The sequence below is a fragment of the Olsenella sp. Marseille-P4559 genome (genome assembly GCF_900605015.1).
In the GTDB taxonomy this organism is placed as follows: Bacteria; Actinomycetota; Coriobacteriia; order Coriobacteriales; family Atopobiaceae; genus Tractidigestivibacter.
In genome coordinates, this window is record NZ_LR027575.1 from 398,014 (window position 1) to 419,050 (window position 21,037).

The following is a 21,037-nucleotide window of genomic DNA, read 5'->3' on the forward strand; positions in this document are numbered from 1 at the left end:
GGCTTCTTAAATCTGGATGGTGGTCTCGACGGGCACCTTCACCTGCGCGACGACCTCGTTGTAGAGCTGGGATTCCACCTCGGGAGTGTCGATGGTCACGACAAGAGCGTAGCGCACCTTGTTCGTCGCCTTGCCCAGCGCCTTGCGGAAGGCCCACCAGCCCTTCGTGGGGTAGATGGCAACATAGCGCGCGTCGGCAAGGTCGGCAGCATTCATTCTCTTGAAATCGCTGATGATGGAGCCGACATCACGGTTGTCGGCGCCCAGCACCCAGTCCTCCGCGCCAGTGGGGCCTCCGTTGTCGCCCCGACCCTCACGCATTTTCTTGCTTACGGACTTGCGGAAGTCCTCGAGGCTCTGCCTGCGGTCAATCACCTGGAAGCGCAGCCCGCATGACTGGTAGCGGAACTTGCTGCCCCAGCCCCTATCGCCGGGGTTGGGCTCGATGAAGTACGAGAGCGTGACACGCAGCTCGGCCTTGGCCTCGCCGAGCCTCAGCAGCTCCTCCCGTGGCCACGGCAGCTCATGCACGCGCATCTCGTTCGTACGGCCCTCTTTGTCGAACGGCTGAATCTCGCCCTGTACCACCAGATTGACTCGGCTGTCCAGGCAGCCGAGAGCATAGTCGATATGGGGGATGCCCCATCCACACGCGCGGAGCAGGGTCCGATAAGACCCCTTCTTGCCCTTCTCGACGTCGAATTCCCTCTTCATCTCGTCAGTCCAGCGCGCAGAATGGACGAGGAGGGCGCGCACCGTCTCGGGCCACAGGTCGGGATACGCCTCGAGGATTCGAGATGCCATCCACGAAGCCTGCGCGGTCGCCGCGCTGGTCGCCCTCGTGGTGGTGAGATAACGCTCTGGGAGCTCGTTCGACGTGGTGAGCCGTGAGAGATCGTCACAGTCCAACACATTGCGGTACGCATCTCCCGCAAGGTTTCCGCCGTCACAACATATCTCGGGCTTGATGGGCCACATGTCATCCCAGAGGACCGAGGTCCTGCTGTAAGGGCAGAGGTCGCCCTTCAGCGCCATCGCGGCGTATCCGTCGAATCCGGCTTCGCTTATGGTCACTGCGTCCGCGTACGCCCCGACTGTGAGCGCGTTCCATGCCTGCGCGGGGTCCTGGACGGGCGAGTTGACGTTATGGTCCGAATAGGGCGCGTCGTGGAAGCCGTTCTTGTCAACGTTGCCGGCGCTCACGAGACACAGACGCTTGTATTCGCCGTCCGCGTCGGTGCCTGCAGTAAGCTCGTCGAGCTTAGCCGACCAGGAGGAGGGCTTTCCGTCAATCTCTTCCGAATCGTCGGTAACCGCCATGCAGTAGACGCGGCTGCGATCGGGATGCTCCATCTCGATGTGCGCCATCGCATCTGCCGTGACGGAGCCGTAGAGGTGTTCCGGGTTGCGGTCCGAGTCAGGGAGGATCTTGACTGACTCGAGGTGGCCATGCAGCTGAATCGGACCAGCAGATTCCAGGGCATGCCTCAAGTCATCATAAAGTGCTATGCCCGCCATCTCGGTGCCATGTCCAGCACGATCATTCGGAGCCCATCCGTCATCGGCGGCGAGGACGGAATCGTCCGCGTCATGGATGGCGACACCCAGCAGCTGGTGGCTCGCGTTGACGCCCGTGTCGAGCAGGCACACCGACACGTCCGATTCGGTCGGAACGACCCTTCCCGCTGCATCGTCAGAGAGCTCCCTCTGGAAGCGTGGCTCGAAGTCGAGGAACTCGTGGTTGGGCTCTGCCAGTGGCCTCACCTCGTTCATGGGGCCTATATTGTCGAAGAGCGTCTCCAGGTCGTCGCCATCGAGTCTGGCAAGCGTGACTAGGCATTCGGGAAAGACGAGAAAGTCATCAGAGGCGTCTATCTGCCGGTCGCGGCACCACATCTTGAATCTGCCGAAGAGCTCCTCGGCGTTCTCCTGCGTCGTGCCGAACCATACCTCGCACCATTTGGGAGCATCAGCCGGATACTCGTCGTCCCTTCCGGTCCATAGGGAGCGAACTGGTACAGACTCGATGCTATCGATGCTCTCGACAAGCGGCTGGTTTTTGGGCTTGCCCCTCTTGGTGGCCTTGCACTCGTCCGCGTAGTCCGAGACCTTCTTCTCGAAGTACTTTGCACTCCTCTGGGGGACGTACACGGTGGCGGAGATCACCGGGTCATCGCCACCGGTGCTCCTCACGTTCACGAGCTGGATCTTGCTGTTCGTATTGTCAAACGAATCGGGGTCCATCTCGTAACCGGCCGAGCTGTTGAAGCGCAGGTAGGTGCCGCCGCGCCCCTCGGCAGCAGTGTCAGCCTTGATGGCCTTCTCCAGCTCCTGGCTCAGCTTCTTGGCATGGGTCTGCCGGTTCCGTGCGGGGTTCTTCCTCTCGCCGCCACCGCCGCCCGGCCGCTCATAGGCGCAGCCCTCCGACGTGTCGGAAAGAATGACGTTGCGCTTGAGCTCCATGGGCTAGCTCGCCTGCCTGCCGGCGCCGTAGAAGCCGAGCCTCTCGTCGCACAGCGCGAGCAGGCCGGCCTCGTTCACGTCGCCGTCGCCGAGCAGCGAGTCCTTGATGGCATCGTCGCACACCTGCACGATCTCGGCCTGGCAGAGCTTGGCCATGCGCGTGGCGAGCGCGGAGGAACAGCGGAAGGAGGGATCGTAGCCGCCCACGGTGTGGTCCACGAGTTCGCGGGCCTGCTCCTCGCTCGGCAGGTCGTAGTGCAGCACGTCGTCGAAGCGCCTGAAGAGCGCCGGGTCGAGCATGTCGCGGTTGTTGGTCGCGGAGATGATGACGCTCTGCGAGCGGTCGGCCTCGATGAACTGGAGGAACGAGTTGAGAATGCGCCTCATCTCGCCGACCTCGTTGTCCAAGCTCCTGTCGGCCCCGATTGCGTCGAACTCGTCGAACAGGTACACGCCGGGCACGCGCGCGATGCTGTTGAAGATCTGGCGCAGCTTCGCGCTCGTCTCGCCCATGTACTTGGTGATGAGCTTGTCCATCTGCACGGTGAGGAGCGGCATCTGCAGCTCGGAGGCGACGACCGAGGCGGTCATGGTCTTCCCCGTCCCCGGCGCGCCCTCCAGCAGGATCCGCCGCCTGTTCTCGTAGCCGTAGTCGGCGAGCTTCCCGCGCTGGCGGTACTCCCTCACCACGCGCCCCAGCCGCGCCTTTATCTCGTCGGAGACGATAAGGTCGCCCATCCGCACGTCGGGGTAGGTCACGGAGAAGAGCCCGTCGTTGCTCGCCAGGTTCAGAACCTTGGCGGAGGCCCGCTTCTGGTCGGCGAGGGCCTTCAGCTCGCGCGCGGCGGAGGAGTGCCCCTTCCTCGCCTCGCCGGCCGCTATCTGCAGCAGACAGCTGCGGAAGGCCTCGTCGTCGTTGGCGTAGTGGGCCTTCGCGAGCTGCTTCACCTGGTCGTTGGTCGCCATCAGCGATTCCCCCTTCCGCGAAAAAGTCAATAGATAATCCGTCTCTCCATGATAGGTCATGCGGCGGGATCCGCCCAGACCCCAAACGCCCCGCGCACCAAAGCTGCGGGTTGCCGGCAACACCGCCCCCTCCATAGAATGTGCGGGCGAAAGTGCCGGCTCGATAGGAGGCGAGAATGGGCGAGAAGGACCTCGACACCCTCAGGAGCGGCTTCTTGCTGCGCTCGCTCTTCGGCTCCGCGATGGGCAAGGAGACGAGCTACGAGCTGGCCTCGCGCCGCGCCTACCGCGACCTCTGCCGCACCCTCGCCGTCAAGGGCGTGCCCGGCGCGGCGAAAGCCAGGGAAAGGTGCGCCAAGGCCGTCGCCGAGGGGCTTCGGGAGGCCCTCGCACCCGCCCCGCTCACGTGGGATGGGTATGCGGAGAAGCACCAAGCCCTGTGCGATGAGCTGGTCGGAATCTACCAGGCCGAGGCTCCCGCCTGCGGCTTCACGTACGGCCACACCCAGAAGTGGGTGAATATGGCCGCCAAGTACCTCGTGGTGCTCGGCGTGAGAGAGGCGGAATCCAGCATCGGCGCGCTGCACGTCCCCATAGACTCCGTCGTGCTCAAGACGGTCGCGATGGCTAAGAGCGAGGGAGGCCTTGGGGTCGAGAGCCCCTTCGGCAAATGGACGGCCATCAATGACTATCCGGCCTATCTGGCATATGAGGAGAGCATCCGCAGGAGCCTTGGCGAGGGCGTCCTGCCCCTTGTTTGGGAGTTCGCCGTATAGAAGGGGCCGGTGCGATCGGCCGATGAGCGCCTCGCGCGACTTCACAAAGCTGTTCACAAATCCATACGCCGTTCACATCCGTGGAAAGGCGGAGGAAACTCATTTGGTGCTCTGACCTGCTGATTCCCAAAGAGATTCCCAACTCGACGGCATTGCCACATCAGGAGCGCACATACGACCGGTCATACCAGGAAAGCCGCCGCTCGGGTTTCACCGTGCCCGTCGTCATCAGGTCATTGGTATTGGTATCCACCACCCGCCGCCTAAGCAGTATTTGGTGAAGGGGCGTCCGTATCCTCTGCTGCGTCGTCCTCAAGCGCCCCGAAGTCGATCGTCTGCTGCACGGGCCTCGCCACCACGCCGAGCACGATCTGGGGAGCCTGGCCCGCCGCCTCTTCCCCGTCGAGGCGTCGCTCGGCCCTGCCGTACTCGTCGGGGTACTTGCGCTCGAGCAGCCACGCGGCCGCCGTCCAGCACTGGTTGCGCACCAGGGCCGCAGCGCGGATGGTCGTCAGGAGCGTCCGCTTGAACTCGGCCTCCTCCTTTTTTAGTCCGTCGCTTAATTCGCGCTGCAGCCGGTTCTTGGGCTCGCCTATCCAACGGTAGAAGGTGGACGAGTGTATCCCAAGCGCAGAGATGATGTCGCCGTTGGAGAGGCCGTCCGCCTTCAGCTGGATGGCCTGGTCAACCATCTCCTGTGTGAGCTTCGTCCTGCGCCCAGCCATATGCGGCCACCTTCCCGTGGAACCGGATGTTTCCCATGCCACCAGCATGGGGCGCGGTCACAACATGGGGATGTCCGGGACGCGACTGGACGCCCCCGTACGACTTATCAAAGGGGTTCTCAAGATTCACAAGAGCGAGATTCTGGCCGTCCCGCATTCTCGGCTCTTGCTCCCAAAAGCCCGTCGGTCTCGGGAAAAGCCCGGCTGGCTGATCAACCCCTATAGGGAGGTTGCCAATCAACCTCCCTATAGGGGTTGATTGCCTAGCTTTTCCGCACGCGGAGACTGTCAAATGACGTCCCTGAGAATCTGACGGGCTTTCCCGACAGGCTTCCGTGCTACCCATTGTCGTCACCTCCGACAGGGATGAGCTCCGTGCCCAGGGTCGGCTGCCATGAGGCCCAGGCGATGTGGTTCCTGCTCTGACCCCTGCCGCCGACGCGCATACGCACGAGCTGGTACTCGTCCATCTCGATGAGGTAGTCCTTGATCGTGTTGGGCGAGAGGGCCGTAAGGCGCTGCACGGTGCTGAACTCCACCGGCTCGCCGCCGTTTTGGTCGAGCAGCTCCTTGATCTTGCCCCGGGCCTTCGCCAGTCGGGCGGCCTCGCGGGTGGGGGCCTTGTCGAACCTGCCATCGTCGTCGCGGAAGAACAGGCCGTCCATGCGCACGGCGTTGAAGTCGAGGTTACGGTTGGCTTTGGACCTCTTGAAGCTGCGCAGGTCCGTCGCTATGCGCACGGCTACGGAGCCGTCCGGAAGGTCGGACATCTCCTCCTCTCCCGGCGCGAGCTCGGTGAGCGCCCAGAGCGCCGCGTAGTTGCGTCCCAGGGTCCCCGCCCCGCTTACGCGGTCGCGCGCCTCCTTCAGGTCCTGCGCGCCCTTGCTGAAGTGGTGCGTGTAGATGACGCCCGCACCGGTCCTGCTCGCCACCATCTTCAGGTATGCCAGGGTCGCCTTCGCGTCCTCGTTGCTGTTCTCGTTGCCCATGAAGAGCGGGTAGATGGGGTCGATGATCACGACGTCCGGCCTGCAGTCGCTGACGCAGATCGCCTCGGCCACGTCCTTGACCGTGAGCTCGGGGTCGTCGTCGGTGTGCGCGATGAGCACGCGCCGGGAGACCTCGCGGGCGACCTCGGGCGAGAGCGCGGCGTCGATGATGCGGTTGTCGTACTCGGCGGCGCCCATCTCGGTGTTCACCACCAGGATGCGCTCGCACCTCGTGAAGGAGAAACCGAGCACGGCCGTGCCCATGGCGAAGGCGACGACCATCTGCGCCGTGAGGAAGGTCTTGCCCACCTTGGGCGCCGCCCCGATGAGCATCACGGAGCCCTTTCGGAGCGTATTCTCGATAAGGACCGGAGGCAGCTCCTGCCGCTCCGCCGGGAGAGGCGAGAAGAGCGCAGAGAAGCCCCCGTTGCCGGAGCTAGCTCCGCCCTCCATGTCGGGAAGCGACTCCATGGCTAGTCCTCGATGCCGAGCATCTCGCAGAGCTTGGGCCCAGAGATGGCCCACGTGCCGCCGATCATCTTGGCGGGCAGCGTCCCGTCCGCGCACCAGCGCTGCACCTGCCTCTGGCTCCAGCCGCCGATCTCGGCCACGTGCTTGGGCGTCTCCCGCACCTTGATGTCCGCTCGCGTGATCCGCGAGCAGTCCAGCGAGTTCTCCCAAGCCCTGTTCTCACCCTTGCGTCGTGCCATATGAAAGCCGTCCTCTCTGTCGCCTCGTATAGGTGCGTGTGGCTACAGACAGGACGGTATATGGGTGTCACAAGTGGGCCTCGTGCCTCCTCACGACCCCGTTCATGGCCTCCATGCCGCGCTTCTTGGCGTCGGGCATCGCGTCCGCGTAGATGTCCACGGTGATGCTCACCTTGGCGTGCCCCAGGATTTTGCTCACGACCTCCACGTCCACGCCCTCGTGGATGGCGCGCGTGGCGAAGGTGTGGCGCAGGTCGTGGAACACGACGCGGCGGCCCTTGATGCCGCGCAGGTCGTTGCCCTGGGCGAAGGAGCGCCAGCTGCGCGAGAGGACGGTGGGGTTGAAGAACCCGCCGTTGGCGTTTCCGCAGACGTGGTAGTCGAGCGGTGGCCTGCCGCCCGTGTCAGAGAGGTCCGCGCCTGCCTCGGCCATCTCTCGGGCCTGCTGCTCGCGGCGGGCCAGGAGCAGGCCGCGAAGGTCTGCGTTGAGAGGTATGAAGCGGTTGCCCGCCTTGGTCTTGGGCTCCTTCTGGACGAATTCGCTGCCAGAGCGCGAGAGCACGTTGCACACGTGGATGGAGCCGGTGGGGTACTGCCCGGAGCCCTCCAGGTCCACGTCGCGCCAGCGCAGGCCGCACACCTCGGACTGGCGCATGCCGGTGAGCAGCGCGAGCTCCACGCACACCATGAAGGCGCTCGGGTCGCCGCCCGCGTTAGCCCGGTCGATGAGCAGGTTCAGCAGGTCGAGGCTCGAGTCATCGAGCGGGTTGGGGTCGGGGTTTGCCGACTTGGGGGCGTCCACGCGCTTGCGCGGGAAGCACAGGGCGAACTGCTCGGCGTCCATGTCGCCGTTCTGCACGGCGTACTCGCAGGCGTTCTTGAGGCACCAGTACGCGCGGTTGATGGTGGCGCCGGCCTTGCCCTGCCGCTCAAGCGACTTCTGCCAGGCGAGGATGCGGGCGGGCGTGAGGTCGCGCAGCCTGGTGCCGCCGAAGCCCCGGTCCATGCTGCGGATTGCGTAGCGGTAGCCGTCGTAGGTGGAGCGCGCGATGCCCGCGGGGTTGTTGGCGCTCTTGATCTTGCGGGAGGAGACGAACGCGTCCACGTACTCGTAGACGGTGGAGTCGGGCGTGACGGAGAGGATGGTGGCGTCCCCGGCCCCCAGCTCCGCTTGGCGGGCCTTGCGCTCGGCCACCTCGTCGTCGACCATCAGCTGCTCGCGCCACTCGGCGAGCGCGGCGAGCGCCCCCTCGCGCCCCTGGTTCGGGCGGGACTTGGTGGGGGAGAGGATCTCCGTGCGCGTGGTGCGCCCGTCGGCCGTCTGCTTGGGGTAGTTCTTGATTGCCTTGCTCTTGGACTTCCACGGGCCGTCGTCGTCGCTCACCTTGAGGAGGGCCTCCCAGTGGCCGCGCTCCACGCCGTCCTTGCCGCGCCTCACGCGGTAGCGCACCGTCCCCTCGCTGTACCTCTTCGCCATGCGCCGCGCCTCCCCGAAGTCACTGTGCCCACCATGGTGCCCACCAAATGCCCACCATGCATCTCTAGTAGAATCATATCAGAGGAATTCGCGCCAATCCGCAGGAATCAACATAATAGCAGGTAAACAGCATTAAACTGGTCGTATCAGTTCGCAGGCATCCGCGGCCATACGCGATACAACACGGACTGACACGGAAGAGGTCAGAAGTTCAAATCTTCTAACGCCCACCACGAACCATATGGTCTACCAGCTCGTCTGCTGGCAGGCCATTTTTCGTACGGCTTCCTGTCCAAATGCTGTCCAAGCCGCTGTCCAAATGCGGTCGGAAAGTTTGAACTATTCAGAGAGTCAAGTCTCGTTTGGCCTAACGAACATCCTCGCTCCTGTAACCATTTATCCCACGATGGTATCTACGCACGACTGAACAACTGGCGGCCCCTAAGAGTTCGGTAGTGTCGAGAATGACACACCATAGGAGCGTCTTTCTAGACACAATCACTGTACGGACGCTTACGCCCAAGTGGCAGGCAATATGATTCCCGGAGACAATAGCTCCCCCATTGAGCAATGCCAGGATGGCCTCATATCGACGGTCCATATTTGCCTCCTCATTATGGCCCGATTCTAATTGAGTGTCCTTTGAAATAACGCACATACTTTTGCCAACGATAGCGACAAGATTTCCGTTTACTGCTACTCTGCATGCACGCTGTCCGAGGGATTCTCCTATAGCGACCTGAAAGTCATGGAGAGCACGCTCAGCGCGCCCGAGTACGTCGGCGCACTCGACAAGGGTGGTACGCAGGTCAAGGCATGGAAGTACACCATCGACCATGCGTCCGAGATCGTTGTCGTCTCGACGTTCTCCGTGAAGGATGGGCAGACTGGCACCGTCACCGACTTCTCCTATGATCTGGCGAACGCGCAGGTAACCACTGCCGTGTTGCAGAAGGGCGATACGGCCACGGTCCGTATTACCGTCAGAAATAACGCAGGTGTGGAGGCGAACTCAACGTCACTGTTCGTCCCCCCTGCTCTCCAAGGCCACCAGCGTGAGCGACTCGTTCACCCCCGAGGGTACGGCTGGGCTTCCGCTCAGTCTCGCATCGATTGAGACCTCGTCAAACTATACGGTCAAGTGCATCAAGCTGAACCTAGGCGTGACATATAACGTGAACCGTGCTCCGCAGCCTGGCGAATATACCGAAGTCGCCAATGCCTCTGATGCCGACTTGCTGCTCCTGGCGTCCACGAAACCCCTAGAGGCCAACAAAGGTGGCTACGTTTCAGTGTCCTACGCGGTAAGCGATGGGGTGGGGCCTGCGTTCAACGACAAGCGGGACGTATTTAACACCGTTCTCGACTTTGACATCGAGGGCAACTCCATACTGACACTTGAGTCGAACGCCGTGATCTTTGTGGGCACCGATATCGTGCTGACCAAGGTGTGGAAGGACGGCGGAAGCGCCAGCGGTCTGCGCCCCGATGCCGACGCCTTCGCAGTGTCCCTGACGCTCTCATCGGACAAGGGCATCGATCGATATCGGTCAGCCCTCGTTATCTAGACCGTTAGATACGAGAAAAGAATGCTTGAGGACAATCCCTCGCTTGAAATCGTCACTGGGTGAAGCCGATCGGGAGATATCCGCGCCTATGCTCCCACATCTTCGCTCTCAAGTGCCATCTCGAGCGAGAACTTATCAATAAGCGACGATATGACCCCGTGCCGGGTAACGCTAAAACCGGCTGCGTAGTTGGCTATCCTAGCCGATCTCCCAAGGCTGTTGCCAGACATCCGGGAGGCAACGAATGCACTGATGAACGCGTCGCCAGCACCCGCGTCATCGGCCGCAACGAAGGCGCTTGGCGGGAAGAAACTCCTAGTTTCCCGCGAACAGAGATAGCACCCCCTGTTGGCAAGCGTGACGATGACGAGTTCTGGTCCCTGGCCAAGAAGCCAGCTCGCCTTCTCGTCCAACCCACCCTCGACGGATGGGCAGATCTCGTCGAGTTCAGTCTCGTTGGGGATGACGCAGTCGACAAACCTCAGGAGCTCCGCAGGAAGCTCCCCGCATGAGGATGGCTTGAGGACCGTCTTGATGTCTCGTTCACGGGCAATTCGGCATGCCTCAATCACCGCATCCACGGGCACCTCGGTCTGAACAAGGCAGTAGCGTGCGCCGTCAAAAGCTGCGGCGCGGCTCCGAATGTCATCGGGGGTCAGTTGTGAGTTGGCCCCTGGTATGAGGGAGATGGCTGTCTCACCCTGGGGGCTTGCGAATATCAGGGCCTTGCCGGTCTCAGTCTCCCCAATCCTCTTCACGCTCGAGTCGTCGATTCCCCATCGGTCGAAAACGCGATAGAAGTCATCCGACTCGAAGTCTGAGCCAACATTGCCAATGACGGCCGCATGAAACCCTAGCTTAGCGATGCCCACGGCCTGGTTGGTGGCCTTTCCACCAGGGAAGCTTTGCGTCGTGAGGGCACTGACGCTTGTGCCAGCCTTCGGCAGCCTGGGGACAAGCATGTAGGAATCGCAGTTGATGCTCCCCACCACGACGACCTTTTCCGGACCGCGCTCGATGGGGGCGGAGACAGTGCTCGTGTTCTCGAGCTCGTAGTGGGGGGCATAGCTCTCCCTCGAGTTGCGTCCCTCGATAGATGACAAGAGCCTCTCGCACAGGAAGGAGCCGAACTCCGCCGTCCTGACAGGGCAGGTCGATATCGATGTGTCATAGTTACCCTCCTGCGCATCGGTGCCCTCGCTTCGGAGCGAGATGAGGGAGATATCGGCAGGGATGTGGTGATGTAGCTTTCCCATGAGCTGGGAAAACCGTATGGCGTCACGAAAGTGGGAGGAGATTATCCCCGTCATCCTTCTCTCGGATATCATGCTGGCGATGTTTGCCCCCACGTCATAAAAGACAAGATCATCGCGCAGGCTGATGTCGGACTCGAGCAGGCAGTCCTTGTACCCCTGGAGAAATTCCTCGGTGCGTCTGCTTTGCGAGAGAAGGCATCCAATGTCTCGATGACCGCGGACAATCATCTCCTGCGTCATGTGGTGGGCAGCCTTGTAGTAGGGCTGTACAAAGCTGTCGCTGCCACCGTACATTCCAATGAGCAGATGTGGGACCTGCGAATCCTCGATTTTTTTCTCCAGGATGCGGCTGGATTCTGCCACGGGCTCCCAGATGATTCCAGCGCATCCGCTCTCGAGTATGGAATCGATGTTCTGCTCTTCCATTTCGGCGCTAGAGTAGCTGTCTAGCACGAGAGGTACATATTCGTTCGCTTGGGCGGTCCTGAGTATCCCGTCTAGCACCGAGTCGTACGAGACGGGCTCCCTTAGGACGACCGCGATGACTCGCCTGGCGTTCTGTCTCGTGATAGCAGAGGAATAGGGTACATAATGGTATTGTTTGACTATTCGTGCGACCCTATCGCGAGTCTCTCGGCTGATGGCTGAGTCCTTGTGGTTTACGACCTTGGATACCGTAGCCGGCGAAACCCCTGCGATGTGTGCGATTTTCTTGATGTCCATCCGTATGGCTCCTCAGTAGGGGCGATGCGGCCTTAACGGCCGTATACCCTGCCGACACTGACGTTCAGCTAACACTCACCCTGCTAATGACTACCGTTGGCGGTCTAGACTCCACAGTTTGGTTCTGGCAAATATACCATCGCATCAACTTGAAAGAAAGCATTTTAGGAAAATGTTTTCTCAACCTGACAACTGTAGGGAGGGCACACCGTGAGGGATTGGGAGATTGAGCGTCATACCAGAGACTGCCAGATTCCCCGTCAGCTACCGAGTGATGACAAGGTGCTATGGGAGGAGCAGTCTGACAATGTGGACAAGCTCCTCGACCGCTCCGTGAAGACTTACTGGGGGTCTGAGGCCCCAGGCTCCTTGGAACGTGAGGTCCTTGCGGTTGCAATGATCCAAGCTACGGAGAACAGGGGTCGGATTGTGCCGGACGCCGGCAGGCTCCTCATGGAAGGCTTTACGGCGATATCATGCGATGACATGGTCGGCCTCCACCGCGCGACACACCAGCTGTTCGAGGGATGCCGTAATGCCGTTGTGGACGAAACGTCCGACTACTGGCACTACAGGCTCTACGATACCTTCGAGGAGTACTCCTCCGCCGTCAGCTTTCCAGATGCCGTAGCCGTGGACATGGGCGACGGCCTGTTCGATTTGATATATGCGGGGTGGCTAGGCCAGGTTATCGGCGGGGCGTACGGGACCTGCCTCGAGGGCTACACCACCGACAACATCCGGAAGGCGTATGGCCCCGTCAGGCGTTATGTCAGGACGCCTAACACCTACAATGACGACATCACCTACGAGCTCGCGCTGCTGGTCGCCTACGAGAATCATGGTGCGGCTACCACGAGCAAGGACATCGCATACGAGTGGATGAGCAGGATCGGGTTCGGCTGGTCGGCTGAGGAGATGGCCCTGAGGAACCTTCGCTGCGGCATCATGCCCCCGGAAAGCGGAAGATTCAACAACCCGTTCTGCGAGTGGATTGGCTCCCAGATGAGAGGTGCGATTTGCGGGCAGATCTGGCCCGGGAACCCCAGGAAGGCTGCCGAGGCGGCGTTCCACGATGGGGAGATCTCCCACTCGGGCAACGGGATCCTCGGTGAGGTCTTCAACGCCGTGCTCGCTTCGATGGCGTTCTATAAAGGCGATATGCGAGGGCTCCTTCGCGACGCCATCGAGCTCATTCCCGTGGACAGCGAGTACAGGAGCGTGGTCGACTTCGCGCTGGAGCAGTGTGAGTCGCACGACAACTGGCTGGATGCATGGCGTCCCTGTGAGAAGAGGCTCGAGCGTTACAACTGGGTCCATGCGTATCCCAATGCCGCAATCGAGGTTATCGCGCTCTGGTTCGGCGGGGATGACTTCACCCATGTCCTGGAAATCTGTGGCGGATGTGGGCAGGACGTCGACTGCGTTGCCGCCCAGGTGATGACCGTGTGGTGCACGGCACATGAGAAGGATGACATTCCAGAGTACTGGAGCGAGCCAATCGGCGACCGTCTCGATACGTACATGTGGGGAATGAAGACGCTCAGCCTCTGCCAGATTGCGGAGAGGACCTGCGCGGTGGCCAGGGCCCTTGCCTAATCAATCGGGGTCTCTCCTATGCGGGATGCAAAAGGATGGAAGTTCGTTGGTGACACGAGGGAGAAAGGGTGAGGAACATGACAAGGAACGTGAGCAGAAGGCAGTTCATCGGAGCAGGCAGCCTGGTCGCCGCTGGCCTGGGGCTGAGTGCTTGTGTTAGCGAGCCGGACAGCGGGAGCCCCACGACAGTCTCCTCCTCTGACAGCGGCAGCCAGAAGAAGCGGATTGTGTACGTGATTAACGGCACCTTGGGTGACAAGTCCTTCTATGACTCCGGCCATGAAGGCGTGCAGATGATTGAGGACAAGTACGGCGACCAGTTCGAGACGGACACTCGCGAGATGGGCTATGACACCTCCGTTTGGGGTCCGACCACTCTGGACATTGCCTCCGAGGGTTGGGACATCATGGTGATGGGCACGTTCGACATGGTCGAGTATGCTGATGAGGTCGCCACGCAGTATCCCGACACGAAGATCTGGTTCTTCGACGAGTCGTGGGACTTCAGCTCCAAGCCCCATAACAACATCTACGGCATGCTTTTTGCGCAGAACCAGGGCTCCTATCTTGTCGGCATGGCCGCCGCCTATGCGACCAAGACCAAGAAGGTCGCCTTCATGGGAGGTATGGAGAACAAGGTGCTCCAGGACTTCTTCCTGGGCTACAAGCAGGGCGTGGCTGCCGCCGACCCCGCCGTTGAGGTGGTCGACGACTGGACGCAGAGCTTCAGCGACTCCACAATAGGGCACGACCACGCCAAGGCGCTGTACCAGCAGGGCTACGACATCGTCTTCTCCTGCTGCAGCAGCTGCGGCCTCGGTGCGTTCGATGCCGCCGTCGAGATGGGGGATGGCTACTACGTCATCGGCGTCGACGGCAACCAGGGAGAGTACTGGGAGTCTCAGGGCGCCACAGACAAGGCGGCCCATACGCTCACCTCGATGCAGAAGAACGTGAATAACACCTTCCTCGATGCAGCCGGCCAGGAGCTCAAGGGCGCACTGCCCTACGGGACGGTCGTGACCTACGGGCTGGACAAGGGCGGCGTTGGCTACTCCGTCACGTCGACGACCAAGGAAGTGCTCACCGCCGACCAGTTTGCGGCAATCGACCAGGCCCAGCAAGACATCATTGACAGCAAGATAAAGGTCGACACCGCATTTTAGAGACAACCACGGGTAGGCGCACCGGCCCGTCCTCCCTCATGGCTTCTCCCTTTCCTTTGCTATGGGGCTGGTGCGCCCCTCCCGTTCGTATGGATGGCGGACACGAGGGGGTGGGGACGCGATGGATGGCGATGACTTCCTGAGGCTCGAGCATATTACTAAGGTCTACGACAACGGGATTATGGCGAACGATGACGTGAACTTCTCGGCCTGCAAGGGCGAGATTCACGCGATTTGCGGTGAGAACGGCGCCGGCAAGTCGACCCTCATGAAGCAGCTCTATGGGATTGAGCAGCCGAACGAGGGGCGCATCATCGTCAAGGGGAGAGAGGTCAAGCTGACCAATCCCCAGGTGGCAATCGCCAATGGGATTGGGATGGTGTTCCAGCACTTCATGCTGGTTCCGTCCCTTACCGTGGCCGAGAACATCATGCTAGGTATAGAGCCGGTCGCCGGGCTGCGCTTCGACACCGAGCGCGCCATGGCCATCACGCGAGAGGCCTGCGAGAGGTATGGCTTCAAAGTCGACCCGGCGGCTAGAATCAGGAACCTGACCGTGGGGGAGAAGCAGAAGGTCGAGATACTCAAGGCCCTCGTCCGCGGGGCCGAGATCCTGATCCTGGACGAGCCGACCGCCGTACTTACGCCCCAGGAGACCTCTGAGCTCTTCGTGCAGCTTAGGGCGCTGAGGGAGCATGGGCACACCATCCTGTTCATCTCCCACAAGCTTAGCGAGGTAAAGTCGCTCTGCGACCGAGTGACCGTTATCAGGCGAGGACACACCACAGGCACATACGACATGAAGGACGTCAGCGAATCCGACATCTCCCGCATGATGGTGGGCGTCAACGTGGAGCTTGAGGTTCCCAAGGAACCCGCAGTCCCGGGGGCCGCGTTCCTCGAGGCGAGGGACCTATGTCTCTTCGATCGGAACGGCAAGCAGGCCGTCAACGATATCTCCTTCAGCGTCCGTACGGGGGAGATAGTCGGCATCGCGGGCGTTCAGGGCAACGGTCAGGAGGTCCTCATCGATGCCATCACGGGATTCGAGCCCGTGGGCAGAGGTTCTCTCACCATGGACGGGCACGACGTGCAGAGCACCGACATCCATGGCCTTCGACAGGACCGAATGGGCTACATCCCCGAGGACCGCATGGTGATGGGGGTTGCCGGCAACCTCTCCATCAGGGAGAACATGATCGCCGACAAGCTTGACGCCCCGCGCTACAACAAGGGCCCGCTGCTTGACCAGGCGGCAATCAATCAGGACACGGACGCCTGGGTCAAGGACTATGACGTGCTCTGCGACGGGGCCACGCAGCCTGTGGGCATGCTCTCCGGCGGCAACATCCAGAAGGTCGTCGTAGCGCGCGAGCTCACGAGCTCGCCCAAGTTCATCGTCTGCGACCAGCCCACGCGTGGGATCGACGTTGGCGCCACGGACTCCATCCGGCGCAGGCTCGTGCGGATGCGCGACGCCGGGAGCGCGATCCTGCTCGTCAGCGCGGACCTAGGGGAGCTCCTCAACCTCTCCGACCGGCTGTTCGTCATGTTCGACGGCGAGATAGTCGCCTACTTCCCAGACGTCAGAGCGGTCAGCGAGGAGGAGCTGGGCTACTACATGCTCGGAGTGAAGAGGATGCCCTCGGAGATGATTGAAGGTGCCTACATTGCCTAAGAATGCCAACATGGGCCTGCTACAGCGGATTCGCGGCGTCAGCGTCCAGACGAAGCACGGGATCTTGCGCATGACGGTGGCAATCGCCATTGGCCTTGGAATCGCGGTTGCGTTCATAGCGCTCACCGCAAAGGAGCCCGCAAGGGCGCTAACCTACTTCATCGCCGCCCCGTTCATGGGCACCTCTTACTTCTCGCACATGGTCGAGGTCATCATCCCACTCATGATGAGCGGGGCTGCGGTGTGCATCATGTTCTCCGCCAACCAGTTTAACCTCGGTCTCGAGGGAACGATCTACCTGGGCGGTCTTGTGGCCGCTCTCTCGGGGATCTACCTAGTTCCCAACCTCCCGGTGCTTGGCCCCATCTTCTCCATCCTCCTCGGAGGTCTCATCGGGTTCTTCATCATCGCCATACCCGCGCTCTTGCAGTACAAGTTCAAGGCCAACATCGTGGTGTCGACGCTGATGATGAACTACGTCTGCCTGTACGTGGGGCTGTTCTTCCTCTTCAGGGTATTCAAGGACCCGTCTTCGAGCGAGCATACCTATCCCATTGGGGAGGACGCCGGCCTGGCGGTCCTCATCCCCGGCACAAAAATCCACACAGGCCTCATCCTCGCCATTGCCGCTGTTGTCTTTGCCTACATCTTCCTCTACAAGACGAAGCTCGGCATGGCCATAAGGATGGTCGGGCAGAACCCGACGTTCGCAAAGTATGCGGGTCTGAGCGTATCCGGCTTGGCTCTGTTGTCCCAGTTCATTGGCGGAGCGATGGGTGGCATGACCGGTGCTGTCCAGATGCTCGGGCTATATCAGCGCTTCCAGTGGACCTCGCTTACCGGCTATGGGTGGGATGGCGTTACGATGGCCATCTTCGCCCGGAACAACCCAAAGTACCTGCCGCTGGCTGCCATCTTCCTCGCGTACTTCAAGACCGGTGCCTGGGCGATGTCGTTCAAGGCGGGCGTTCAGATTGATCTCGTATCGGTATTCGAAGGCGTGATGGTCCTCTTCATCATGGCTGAGAAGTTCCTTTCGGGAACCTACCGCAAGATGGTGTTCGCCGATGCAGACCGAAAGCGCAAGGCACGGAACGCCACAGGAGAGGGAGGCCAGGCAGCATGAGCGACTTCTTTGTCACCCTCGGCGGCATCGTATCTAACCCCAACTTCTACTTCACCGTTCTGAGCACGACTGTCCCGATTCTTCTGGCGACTCTAGGCTGCGCCATTGCCGAGAACGTCGGAAGTACCAATATGGCCGAGGAAGGCATAATGATTCTCGCGGCATTTCTAGGTGTCATTGGGACGGCATATTCGGGTAGTGTGTGGGTTGGTTTGGCCGTTGCCGTTGTTATTGGCATTGTTATGGGGCTCCTGATTGGCTACTTCGCCCTCTATCTCCAGGTTGACATCATTCTGGTGGGCATCGCGGTCAACCTGATCGGTGCGGGCCTCTCGGCCTTCCTCATGTACGTGCTCACAGGGGATCGTTCTGCAACGACCTCCCTGCATACGGGGACGCTCCCTACGGTCACGCTCCCCCTCATCAAGGACATCCCCTTCGTGGGATCCATTGTGTCGGGGCAGAGCATCCTGGCCTGGGTTGCCTATCTTGCAATCCCTGTCATGTCGTTCCTTCTCTACAAGACGAAGCTGGGGCTGCGCATCCGCAGCGTGGGAGAAAACCCTGATGCTGCGTCATCTGTTGGCGTGAGCGTGAACAAGACCAAGCTAATCGCGCTGGCTATATCCGGCCTGCTCGGAGGCCTTGCGGGTGCCTATCTCTCCATGTCGTACCTGCCGTACTTCTCCAAAGGCATGTCCGGTGGCCGTGGCTTTATCGCGCTTGCCGCCACAGCCATGGCCAGCAACACCCCCGTTGGGTCGCTGGGCACTTCTCTCCTCTTCGGCTTCTTCTATGCCCTCTCGACCTTTGCAAGCACGCTGGGCATCCCAGACCAGTTGGTCACAGCACTTCCTTACATCGCGACACTTGTCGGACTCGTTGTCTTCTCAATCAACCTGCAGCACCGCGAGCGGAAGCTGCTTGTCGAAGGCTCCGGCGGGGAAGGCGGAGCAAAGGCGGACGCAGCGGTTCCGGCAGAAGACGCATGACGCTTCCTCACCCAAGTACATTCGTCGAGAGGTGATTGTGATGTCTACGAAGAGGGTCATTCTGGACTGCGACCCGGGGCATGATGATGCGTTCGCAATCATGCTTGCGGTGCAGCACTTGGATGTTCTCGGCATTACCGGCGTAGGCGGCAATTCGCCGCTGGGGAACGTCACGCGCAACGCGCTTACGGTGCTCGAAGCGATTGGCCATGCGGATGACGTTCCCGTGTACGCCGGTTGCAGCCGTCCCATGGTTGCAGAGCTTGTAACTGCGCCCATGTTTCACGGCAAGAGCGGCTTGGACGGCCACCATCGGCCCGCCCCAACTCACGAGGTGCAAAGGGGACATGCCGTCGATTTCATCGTCGATACCGTCATGGGCACCGATGACGTGACGCTGCTCGCTACCGGCCCCCTTACTAACGTTGCGGAGGCGCTGAACAGAGAACCGCGTATCGCCGACCGCATAAGCGAGATATGCATCATGGGCGGGTCAGTCACCTTCGGGAACTGGACGCCCGCGGCAGAGTTCAACATCCTCGTGGACCCAGAGGCGGCGGCGCGCGTCTTCAACAGCGGCATCCACGTGAAGATGACGGGTCTCAACCTTACCCGGCAGTGCGGGTTCACCTCCGAGACGGTTCGGCGCTTCCGGGAGATTGGCACCCAGGCGTCGGAGTTCGCGGCGGACCTGACGGAATTCTTCACCTCTGCGGGAAGGAGGCTGGACGACCCTACCGTCGCTTGCATGCATGATGCCTGTGCCGCTGCGTGGCTCATCGGCCCCACGCTCATCAGGAGTGCGCCGATGCACATCGACGTCGAGCTTTCCGGCAAGCTGACGCGAGGGATGACGGTCTGCGACTACAGACACCTCTGCGGGCCTCATCCGGAGTGCGACATCGAACGCGATGCCCAGACCGGCTACAAGGGCGACGATCCCAACGCCGAGGCGGCACTCGAGCTGGACTACGACGGGTATCTCAAGCTCGTATATGACACGCTTGCCCGATACCAGTAGCGCTTCGTCTAGTTAGGGCGTTCAAATGAGGATATTGAACTTTGGTTCGCTCAATGCGGACTACGTATACGATGTCGAACATTTCGTCCGTGCGGGAGAGACGATTTCCTCCAAGTCCCTGAACCGCTACCCAGGGGGAAAGGGGCTCAACCAATCCATCGCTCTCTCTCTTGCGGGTGCGGAGGTCTTTCACGCCGGCCAGGTGGGTAGGGACGGCAGATTCCTGGTGGACCTGCTCGCGTCAAAGGGCGTGGATACCTCACGAATAGCTGTGGATGGCGAGGCGAGTACCGGCCACGCCATCATCCAGAGGGACGAGAGGGGGGACAACTGCATCATCCTCCACGGGGGAGCGAACCAGTCCCTGGGCGAGGGGACCATCGGCAGCGCCTTCTCGGGCTTTGCGAGTGGCGACTGGCTGCTCGTTCAGAACGAGGTCAACGGCCTTGGCCGGATTGTTGACGCGGGAAAGAGGTCGGGGATGTGCATTGCCCTGAATCCCTCGCCGGCGGACGAGAGGCTGAGCACCGTGGACTTGGGTGCGGTTGACCTCCTCGTCCTGAACGAGCTGGAGGCGGCTTGGCTCTGCGGTGCCCGGCCCGATGCCGGTGTCGCGACGCTCGAGAGAATTCTGGGAGAGCGATTCCCGCATGCGACAACCGTCTTGACTCTGGGCAAGAGCGGCTCTCGCTGCATCCGCGCGTCCGAGCCTGTGGTTGTGCAGGAATCGTATGCCGTCGAGACGGCGGACACTACGGGAGCGGGGGATACGTACACAGGCTATCTCCTTGCGGGGATTGTGGAGGGGGAGCCCATCGAGGTGGCGATGAGGAGAGCGGCCGCGGCATCGGCAATTGCCGTGACGCGGCCGGGGGCGGCGACCTCAATCCCCACGCGGTACGAGGTCGAAGCGTTCATCTCGGAGAGGGAGGAGAGGTAGTTGTATTCGCTAGGGTAAGAATCGACGGAAGGGATTGCGGTGGTGATCCTGGACCAAAAGGAACCAGGAGGAACGCACTGATGTACGGCAAGGAGCAGGGGCGGATTGCGATGGAAGCCTTCATCAGGTTCGACCGCAGCGCTGCGAACACGATACGGGAACTCGGCCATCCCAACCGCCAGACACTCTACGATTGGCGGAAGGAGCACCGGCTTCGCGGCGAAAGGTTCCTGGAGGATGGTCGCCGCAGGTAAAAGGTACACCGAGGACGAGGGACGGACCGCGGTTGACTACCGCCCGGGGCGGGGGAAGGGCCTTGCGGGGACCATGCGTGCACTCGGCTACCCGAAGGGCAGCGAGACGCTCGTGACCCGGATGGACGGGTTGGCCCCCGGCTGGCGCAGGCACAGGGGCCCGGGTCTCAGGAAAGGTGACGCATCCCTCGAGGGGAAGGCGTGGGCCGTGGCCGAGCTGGGAGCAAGGCCTGGCACGGCCGCCGAGGTCGCCGACCGCCACGGAGTGGCCAGAGACATGCCCCACCGCTGGAGAGGGGCGATGCTGGGCGATGGTTGCGGGGACGTCGAGACCAGGGGTGTGATGCCCTTCTGATTGTCAAGCCGTTTCTGGCATGCGATTCTGGGCGATGATGTCGTAGCAAGGCTCGCGTGCGACGTGTCGCCTGGCGCATCGCATCGCCTCGGGCCTGGGGTGTCCCTCGGACGTCCTGCGGGCCACATGCGTGCGGGTCCTCTCGCCCGTCCCCGGCCCTCCGGTGGCGACGATACGTGTCGCGCTGTTCGCGGCCCTGTCGCCGCCCCCGTCGGGCCTGTGGCGCGTCGCGGGCCCCGACGGCGCGGGCCGT

19 protein-coding genes are annotated in these 21,037 nt (G+C 61.6%); 12 read left to right on the forward strand and 7 right to left on the reverse strand.

The features are described 5' to 3' along the window. Positions 1 to 6: 6 nt before the first annotated feature. Positions 7 to 2,463, reverse strand: coding sequence for a S8 family peptidase (locus E0E00_RS13330; RefSeq protein WP_130813020.1), 2,457 nt, complete (start codon positions 2,461 to 2,463; stop codon positions 7 to 9). Between the two features lie 3 nt (positions 2,464 to 2,466). Next, positions 2,467 to 3,429 (reverse strand): AAA family ATPase, encoded by a 963-nt coding sequence (locus E0E00_RS13335; RefSeq protein WP_130813021.1) that lies wholly within the window; start codon positions 3,427 to 3,429, stop codon positions 2,467 to 2,469. A 176-nt stretch (positions 3,430 to 3,605) separates the two neighbouring features. Between E0E00_RS13335 and E0E00_RS13340 the strand changes: the two genes are divergently transcribed. Further along, a complete protein-coding gene (locus E0E00_RS13340; RefSeq protein WP_130813022.1) occupies positions 3,606 to 4,205 on the forward strand; it encodes a hypothetical protein in 600 nt (199 codons plus the stop codon). 263 nt (positions 4,206 to 4,468) lie between these two features. Here E0E00_RS13340 and E0E00_RS13345 read toward each other — a convergent pair whose 3' ends face one another. From E0E00_RS13345 to E0E00_RS13360, 4 genes are all read right to left on the reverse strand, one after another. Continuing rightward, positions 4,469 to 4,930: a hypothetical protein gene (locus E0E00_RS13345; RefSeq protein ID WP_130813023.1), complete on the reverse strand. Its 462-nt coding sequence runs from the start codon at positions 4,928 to 4,930 to the stop codon at positions 4,469 to 4,471. Between the two features lie 338 nt (positions 4,931 to 5,268). Beyond that, entirely contained in the window at positions 5,269 to 6,390 is a 1,122-nt protein-coding gene (locus E0E00_RS13350) for an AAA family ATPase (protein ID WP_130813024.1), read from the reverse strand. A 2-nt stretch (positions 6,391 to 6,392) separates the two neighbouring features. Beyond that, complete coding sequence (locus tag E0E00_RS13355) at positions 6,393 to 6,629, reverse strand: hypothetical protein (protein ID WP_130813025.1); 237 nt, start codon at positions 6,627 to 6,629, stop codon at positions 6,393 to 6,395. A 67-nt stretch (positions 6,630 to 6,696) separates the two neighbouring features. Further along, positions 6,697 to 8,106: a tyrosine-type recombinase/integrase gene (locus E0E00_RS13360; protein WP_130813026.1), complete on the reverse strand. Its 1,410-nt coding sequence runs from the start codon at positions 8,104 to 8,106 to the stop codon at positions 6,697 to 6,699. 748 nt (positions 8,107 to 8,854) lie between these two features. On the opposite strand from E0E00_RS13360, the gene E0E00_RS14755 reads away from it, so the two are divergent. Together E0E00_RS14755 and E0E00_RS14760 are read left to right on the forward strand one after the other, a co-directional pair. Next, positions 8,855 to 9,223 carry a hypothetical protein gene (locus E0E00_RS14755; protein ID WP_207302768.1) on the forward strand — a complete coding sequence of 123 codons (369 nt, stop codon included), beginning with the start codon at positions 8,855 to 8,857 and terminating at the stop codon, positions 9,221 to 9,223. Next, positions 9,162 to 9,674 (forward strand): hypothetical protein, encoded by a 513-nt coding sequence (locus E0E00_RS14760; RefSeq protein WP_207302769.1) that lies wholly within the window; start codon positions 9,162 to 9,164, stop codon positions 9,672 to 9,674. Before E0E00_RS14755 ends, E0E00_RS14760 begins: the two co-directional genes overlap by 62 nt. Positions 9,675 to 9,760: 86 nt before the next feature. Here the strand turns inward: E0E00_RS14760 and E0E00_RS13370 are convergent, their stop codons facing one another. Continuing rightward, complete coding sequence (locus E0E00_RS13370) at positions 9,761 to 11,653, reverse strand: PfkB family carbohydrate kinase (RefSeq protein WP_130813027.1); 1,893 nt, start codon at positions 11,651 to 11,653, stop codon at positions 9,761 to 9,763. A gap of 210 nt (positions 11,654 to 11,863) precedes the next feature. Here E0E00_RS13370 and E0E00_RS13375 point away from each other — a divergent pair, with 210 nt between their 5' ends. The 9 genes from E0E00_RS13375 to E0E00_RS13410 all read left to right on the forward strand — a co-directional run bounded on the left by E0E00_RS13375 (position 11,864) and on the right by E0E00_RS13410 (position 20,784). Beyond that, entirely contained in the window at positions 11,864 to 13,252 is a 1,389-nt protein-coding gene (locus tag E0E00_RS13375; RefSeq protein ID WP_130813028.1) for an ADP-ribosylglycohydrolase family protein, read from the forward strand. Positions 13,253 to 13,329: 77 nt separating this feature from the next. Next, a complete protein-coding gene (locus E0E00_RS13380; protein ID WP_130813029.1) occupies positions 13,330 to 14,418 on the forward strand; it encodes a BMP family ABC transporter substrate-binding protein in 1,089 nt (362 codons plus the stop codon). Positions 14,419 to 14,539: 121 nt separating this feature from the next. Next, the gene (locus tag E0E00_RS13385) at positions 14,540 to 16,096 is read left to right on the forward strand and encodes an ABC transporter ATP-binding protein (protein WP_130813030.1); all 1,557 of its coding nucleotides are present in this window, start codon (positions 14,540 to 14,542) and stop codon (positions 16,094 to 16,096) included. Then, positions 16,089 to 17,222: an ABC transporter permease gene (locus tag E0E00_RS13390; RefSeq protein WP_130813031.1), complete on the forward strand. Its 1,134-nt coding sequence runs from the start codon at positions 16,089 to 16,091 to the stop codon at positions 17,220 to 17,222. The genes E0E00_RS13385 and E0E00_RS13390 overlap by 8 nt, the downstream gene beginning before the upstream one ends. Further along, complete coding sequence (locus E0E00_RS13395) at positions 17,219 to 18,214, forward strand: ABC transporter permease (RefSeq protein WP_130813032.1); 996 nt, start codon at positions 17,219 to 17,221, stop codon at positions 18,212 to 18,214. Before E0E00_RS13390 ends, E0E00_RS13395 begins: the two co-directional genes overlap by 4 nt. A 40-nt stretch (positions 18,215 to 18,254) precedes the next feature. After that, complete coding sequence (locus E0E00_RS13400) at positions 18,255 to 19,235, forward strand: nucleoside hydrolase (RefSeq protein WP_130813033.1); 981 nt, start codon at positions 18,255 to 18,257, stop codon at positions 19,233 to 19,235. Positions 19,236 to 19,260: 25 nt separating this feature from the next. Beyond that, the gene (locus E0E00_RS13405) at positions 19,261 to 20,175 is read left to right on the forward strand and encodes a ribokinase (RefSeq protein ID WP_130813034.1); all 915 of its coding nucleotides are present in this window, start codon (positions 19,261 to 19,263) and stop codon (positions 20,173 to 20,175) included. 80 nt (positions 20,176 to 20,255) lie between these two features. Next, positions 20,256 to 20,429, forward strand: coding sequence for a hypothetical protein (locus E0E00_RS14475; RefSeq protein ID WP_165443708.1), 174 nt, complete (start codon positions 20,256 to 20,258; stop codon positions 20,427 to 20,429). 73 nt (positions 20,430 to 20,502) lie between these two features. Continuing rightward, positions 20,503 to 20,784, forward strand: coding sequence for a hypothetical protein (locus E0E00_RS13410; protein WP_130813035.1), 282 nt, complete (start codon positions 20,503 to 20,505; stop codon positions 20,782 to 20,784). Positions 20,785 to 21,037: the final 253 nt, after the last annotated feature.

Excerpts from the sequence above, each read along its gene's own strand:
- E0E00_RS13330 (WP_130813020.1), bottom strand. The coding sequence starts at position 2,463 with ATGGAGCTCAAGCGCAACGTCATTCTTTCCGACACGTCGGAGGGCTGC.
- E0E00_RS13335 (WP_130813021.1), bottom strand. The coding sequence starts at position 3,429 with ATGGCGACCAACGACCAGGTGAAGCAGCTCGCGAAGGCCCACTACGCC.
- E0E00_RS13340 (WP_130813022.1), top strand. The coding sequence starts at position 3,606 with ATGGGCGAGAAGGACCTCGACACCCTCAGGAGCGGCTTCTTGCTGCGC.
- E0E00_RS13345 (WP_130813023.1), bottom strand. The coding sequence starts at position 4,930 with ATGGCTGGGCGCAGGACGAAGCTCACACAGGAGATGGTTGACCAGGCC.
- E0E00_RS13350 (WP_130813024.1), bottom strand. The coding sequence starts at position 6,390 with ATGGAGTCGCTTCCCGACATGGAGGGCGGAGCTAGCTCCGGCAACGGG.
- E0E00_RS13355 (WP_130813025.1), bottom strand. The coding sequence starts at position 6,629 with ATGGCACGACGCAAGGGTGAGAACAGGGCTTGGGAGAACTCGCTGGAC.
- E0E00_RS13360 (WP_130813026.1), bottom strand. The coding sequence starts at position 8,106 with ATGGCGAAGAGGTACAGCGAGGGGACGGTGCGCTACCGCGTGAGGCGC.
- E0E00_RS14755 (WP_207302768.1), top strand. The coding sequence starts at position 8,855 with ATGGAGAGCACGCTCAGCGCGCCCGAGTACGTCGGCGCACTCGACAAG.
- E0E00_RS13370 (WP_130813027.1), bottom strand. The coding sequence starts at position 11,653 with ATGGACATCAAGAAAATCGCACACATCGCAGGGGTTTCGCCGGCTACG.
- E0E00_RS13380 (WP_130813029.1), top strand. The coding sequence starts at position 13,330 with ATGACAAGGAACGTGAGCAGAAGGCAGTTCATCGGAGCAGGCAGCCTG.
- E0E00_RS13385 (WP_130813030.1), top strand. The coding sequence starts at position 14,540 with ATGGATGGCGATGACTTCCTGAGGCTCGAGCATATTACTAAGGTCTAC.
- E0E00_RS13395 (WP_130813032.1), top strand. The coding sequence starts at position 17,219 with ATGAGCGACTTCTTTGTCACCCTCGGCGGCATCGTATCTAACCCCAAC.
- E0E00_RS13400 (WP_130813033.1), top strand. The coding sequence starts at position 18,255 with ATGTCTACGAAGAGGGTCATTCTGGACTGCGACCCGGGGCATGATGAT.
- E0E00_RS13405 (WP_130813034.1), top strand. The coding sequence starts at position 19,261 with ATGAGGATATTGAACTTTGGTTCGCTCAATGCGGACTACGTATACGAT.
- E0E00_RS14475 (WP_165443708.1), top strand. The coding sequence starts at position 20,256 with ATGTACGGCAAGGAGCAGGGGCGGATTGCGATGGAAGCCTTCATCAGG.
- E0E00_RS13410 (WP_130813035.1), top strand. The coding sequence starts at position 20,503 with ATGCGTGCACTCGGCTACCCGAAGGGCAGCGAGACGCTCGTGACCCGG.